The 3,468-nt window shown below is 43.1% G+C and carries 7 protein-coding genes; 1 reads left to right on the plus strand and 6 read right to left on the minus strand.

Annotated elements, in window-relative coordinates:
- From QGG23_08350 to QGG23_08370, 5 genes are all read right to left on the minus strand, one after another.
- The coding region (locus QGG23_08350) for a hypothetical protein (GenBank protein ID MDP6049425.1) at positions 1-291 on the minus strand (291 nt) is incomplete at its 3' end.
- On the minus strand, positions 281-709 hold the full coding sequence (locus tag QGG23_08355; GenBank protein ID MDP6049426.1) for a hypothetical protein: 429 nt from the start codon (positions 707-709) through the stop codon (positions 281-283). The genes QGG23_08350 and QGG23_08355, both read right to left, overlap by 11 nt.
- On the minus strand, positions 706-969 hold the full coding sequence (locus QGG23_08360) for a hypothetical protein (protein ID MDP6049427.1): 264 nt from the start codon (positions 967-969) through the stop codon (positions 706-708). Before QGG23_08360 ends, QGG23_08355 begins: the two co-directional genes overlap by 4 nt.
- Positions 962-1,255, minus strand: coding sequence for a hypothetical protein (locus tag QGG23_08365; protein MDP6049428.1), 294 nt, complete (start codon positions 1,253-1,255; stop codon positions 962-964). Before QGG23_08365 ends, QGG23_08360 begins: the two co-directional genes overlap by 8 nt.
- Entirely contained in the window at positions 1,255-1,437 is a 183-nt protein-coding gene (locus QGG23_08370; GenBank protein MDP6049429.1) for a hypothetical protein, read from the minus strand. Before QGG23_08370 ends, QGG23_08365 begins: the two co-directional genes overlap by 1 nt.
- Before the next feature lie 169 nt (positions 1,438-1,606).
- On the opposite strand from QGG23_08370, the gene QGG23_08375 reads away from it, so the two are divergent.
- Positions 1,607-2,239 (plus strand): hypothetical protein, encoded by a 633-nt coding sequence (locus tag QGG23_08375; protein ID MDP6049430.1) that lies wholly within the window; start codon positions 1,607-1,609, stop codon positions 2,237-2,239.
- Between the two features lie 233 nt (positions 2,240-2,472).
- Here QGG23_08375 and QGG23_08380 read toward each other — a convergent pair.
- The coding region (locus QGG23_08380; protein MDP6049431.1) for a tyrosine-type recombinase/integrase at positions 2,473-3,468 on the minus strand (996 nt) is incomplete at its 5' end.

The raw sequence follows: 3,468 nt of genomic DNA on the forward strand, positions 1-3,468 counted from the left end.
ATCTGTACTAATACAAGACCAATATATCAAAGGCGTACAGCCATCAGATTGTCTCTCAGCAATATCGTATGAGGGATTGGAAGTCATTGACGGATCAAATCTTTTTTTGTGTCCTGGTTTAGTTATCCAAGATAATTGTTTGTCTGATTTTATTTCTGGTTTTGAAGGATCAATACAAATTACTTCATAGAAGAAATGCATTCCATCCTTTCCTACGGGGTATGAATTTAGAACTTCAAGATTCTTGAACTTCTTTGATACTCTAGATTCAGCAATCCACTTATAATTCATTTTTAGAGTTAATCTTGGGGTTAATCTTTTTGATCTTCTTTTCCTCGTCCCATTCACCTAGCTCATGATAGAAAGCGGTGGGACTTGAATATGCAATTTCTAGGACGTCCTCTTCAGGGAAATATCTGGCAATCTCCCGGGGTATGTATGATTTGCCTGTGGAAGACTCGGAATTAAAAGCTATGTTGACTTGATCCTCTGAAGTGTAGTTTAGGATCATACCAAGAAAAGTAATCAGCTTGTTGTGAATATCGCGCTTCACAGTGGAACTGAGGATGCTTGAAAGATCCTGTAATGAAATCTCGATTTTCGACTGTTCTAATTCAGTTTCCAGCCTGTCTCTAGCATTCTGGGGGTATTCTTCAATAGAGATGATTTTGCCGTCACCAAGCTTCACGAATTGAGCTTTATTGGTCATTTACTCACCAACGAAGAGGCTCCATTCTTCAGACTCCCCTTGGGGGTTTCCAACGCTGGAAGAATAATCTCCCTTAGAAAATCGCTAATGTTCAAACCCCGTCTATATGCAGTGAGTTTTACTTCTTGGACTTGCTTTTCTGTGAGTAAGCAACCGGGATGCGATTCTTCGGGTTCACTATGCTCATCGATCTTCTCTTTAACGACCATTTGAAGCTGAAAGGCGGGGAATGCAGTCTTGTCCACTGCTATCTCAGACATATCTCGGCTCATCTCCAAGTTCATGGCAAACATCCGTCTGCTGAGGAGGGACATGGACACGTTCCGCTACCGTAACGATGAATTTGCGATCAGGGAGATCTGTTCTGAGAAGTCTAATCTTAATCCCAATCAACGATGTCAACTGTGGATGTCTCGTGAACATCTCAAAGGGCACAGCGACAGAATGCCGCCTGAAAACGAGGACTCCCCTCACATCGTCAACATCAACTAACACATCAACAAACTCCTGCCACGGTCCTAGAACTCTTAGTTTCCTCTTCATCATCAAGCTCCCCTGAATACGTCGGCAAAGGCCTGGCGCCGATCCAGATCATCTAAGACAAGGTTTCTGAGATACTCGCTGAGGCTGACACCCTTCAGACCCGCGAGTTCGACCACCAGAGCCTTTATCTCCGGCTCCAGCCAAGCCCCGAGGAACGATGTTTTGCACCGCGTTTGCGAATCCATATCACGCTTATATTATAATGTTCACCTATATTGAGAATGGTGAACATTTACGTCATTTGATGAACATGTTGGAGGGGACACCAGAAGTAAAAGGGTCATCCGATTAAAACAAATCCTAGATTACATCAAAGAAAAAAATCATGTCCCAGCAGGGGAAATAATAGAATGCGTGAATACGAACAAGACGAAGCGTATCTCGAACAGGAGCATACAACATGATCTTCGTTTACTGAGAGGCCTAGATCTGATCGAACTCGATAATGCTGAATACTCTCTGAAGGTAGGTCAGAAAAAGTTTAGCAAAGGCGATCACGAACTGGCTTTGAAGCACTCTAGGAAGCTGCTAGAATCTTTGACCGAAAGATCTGTCCACATCCATCTCTGGCTGGACCTTTTGGTTTTTGATAATCTTGGAGCCGAGTCTCTTGAGCATCCTGACGAGATGTGTCTGTTGCAGCACCTGAAATCTGGGTATTATCAGGATATCTATGAGCGGATGTTAGAATACCGGAATATGATGAAAGAGACAGGATTAGCAGAGAGTGATAGATATCCCATTCTAGGTCATACAAACGATTTGAAGGATATCCTAATGAAATCAGAAAAACCACCTCCACGCGTGCGCCCGTTTCCTAGTTCGTCTTTTGTGACTGTAGAATCTGAAGCTCTCAAAAAGATAATAGACCTGAGAGATCTGCTGATTGGAAAACTGATATCGATCGAGCACTCGGTAAAGCATTTTACTCCTTTGAAGGGTAGCTGTGAATATTGCCCTCATTTAAAGATCAAAATCATTGAATAACGGGATTCCTTCGAGTCCGTGGGTGAATTGAGTTCACTTGTCTCTTCTTGGAGGACCCAACATGTTCATGCGGGTCGTTATGATGCTTGAAATGCTTCCGAATATAGCGTCATTGGCGTCACTGGCGTCATAGATGTTGATGTGTCGACGTGCGTCTGGGTAGCTCGAGTGATTAAAATGAAACTGGCGCAGAGTTGAAGTTTTCTTTATTGAATTGCTAACTCGTCTTCGCGTCATATAATGCCCAATCGTGGGACAGCTGCGAGGTATGCTTGTCTGAGCTCATCATGATCAATATGATCATAAACGTCAATCGCCTCCCCACGAGAATCACCCCGAAGCTCCTTGATGAACTCCCTGCTCAACCTATTCCTCCGCAAATGCGTAGTAAACCAATGCCTGAAACAATGAGGACTAAAATGATCCTCAAGCCGAGAACTCGACGGATCATGAAAACCAAGCCTCTCAGCATGATTGGCTACAATATTATAAACAATATTTCTACCTATTCTGCCCCCACGATCACCAATAAAAAGCGCCTGTTCACCTTGTTTTGCACATCCACCTCTTATCCTGAGCCAACGACTCAAAACAACTGCTGTCTCCTCATCAAAATACACGTAAAGATTACTCCGCTTATTCTTCCGCTTCAACTTAATCCTCTGATGACTCCAGTCAACATCATCTACATCCATTGAGATGAGTTCTCCACGCCTCACACCTGTCTTAGCCAGGATGGTCATCAACGTCTTGTCCCTAATACTCAGAACGCTATTTATCAGTCGAGACATTTCATCAACACTGAGCAGTTTTCTCATAGGTTGTGGTTGATGGTTCTTGTAGTTCTTCAGGTAGCGTTTCCTAAAGCCCAACACCGGATTACTCATCACATATTCCTCGTAGACAAGGTATTCAAAGAAACTTGATAAGACGCTGAAATAGTGGTTCTGAGTCTTAACTCCCACATTACGTTCAGTGACAAGATATCTCAGCAAATCTTTGAGCGCATTTTTGTCTGCTTCCAGAATATTCCAGCCTCGATCTAAAAGAAAATCGGAGATAATCCTCAGGTTTGATCTGTGGCTTCGAATTGTTTCTGAACTGTAACCTCGTAGGGTGCAGTCATCTAGAAAGAGCTTAATCAGCCTTCGATTCGAAGGAGGAGCGTTGTGGTTTATTGTTTCTGATTTGCTTATTCTTTCCATATCCAACCCTTCATAGTTGACCTC

The sequence above is a fragment of the Candidatus Bathyarchaeota archaeon genome (assembly GCA_030739585.1).
In the GTDB taxonomy this organism is placed as follows: Archaea; Thermoproteota; Bathyarchaeia; order TCS64; family TCS64.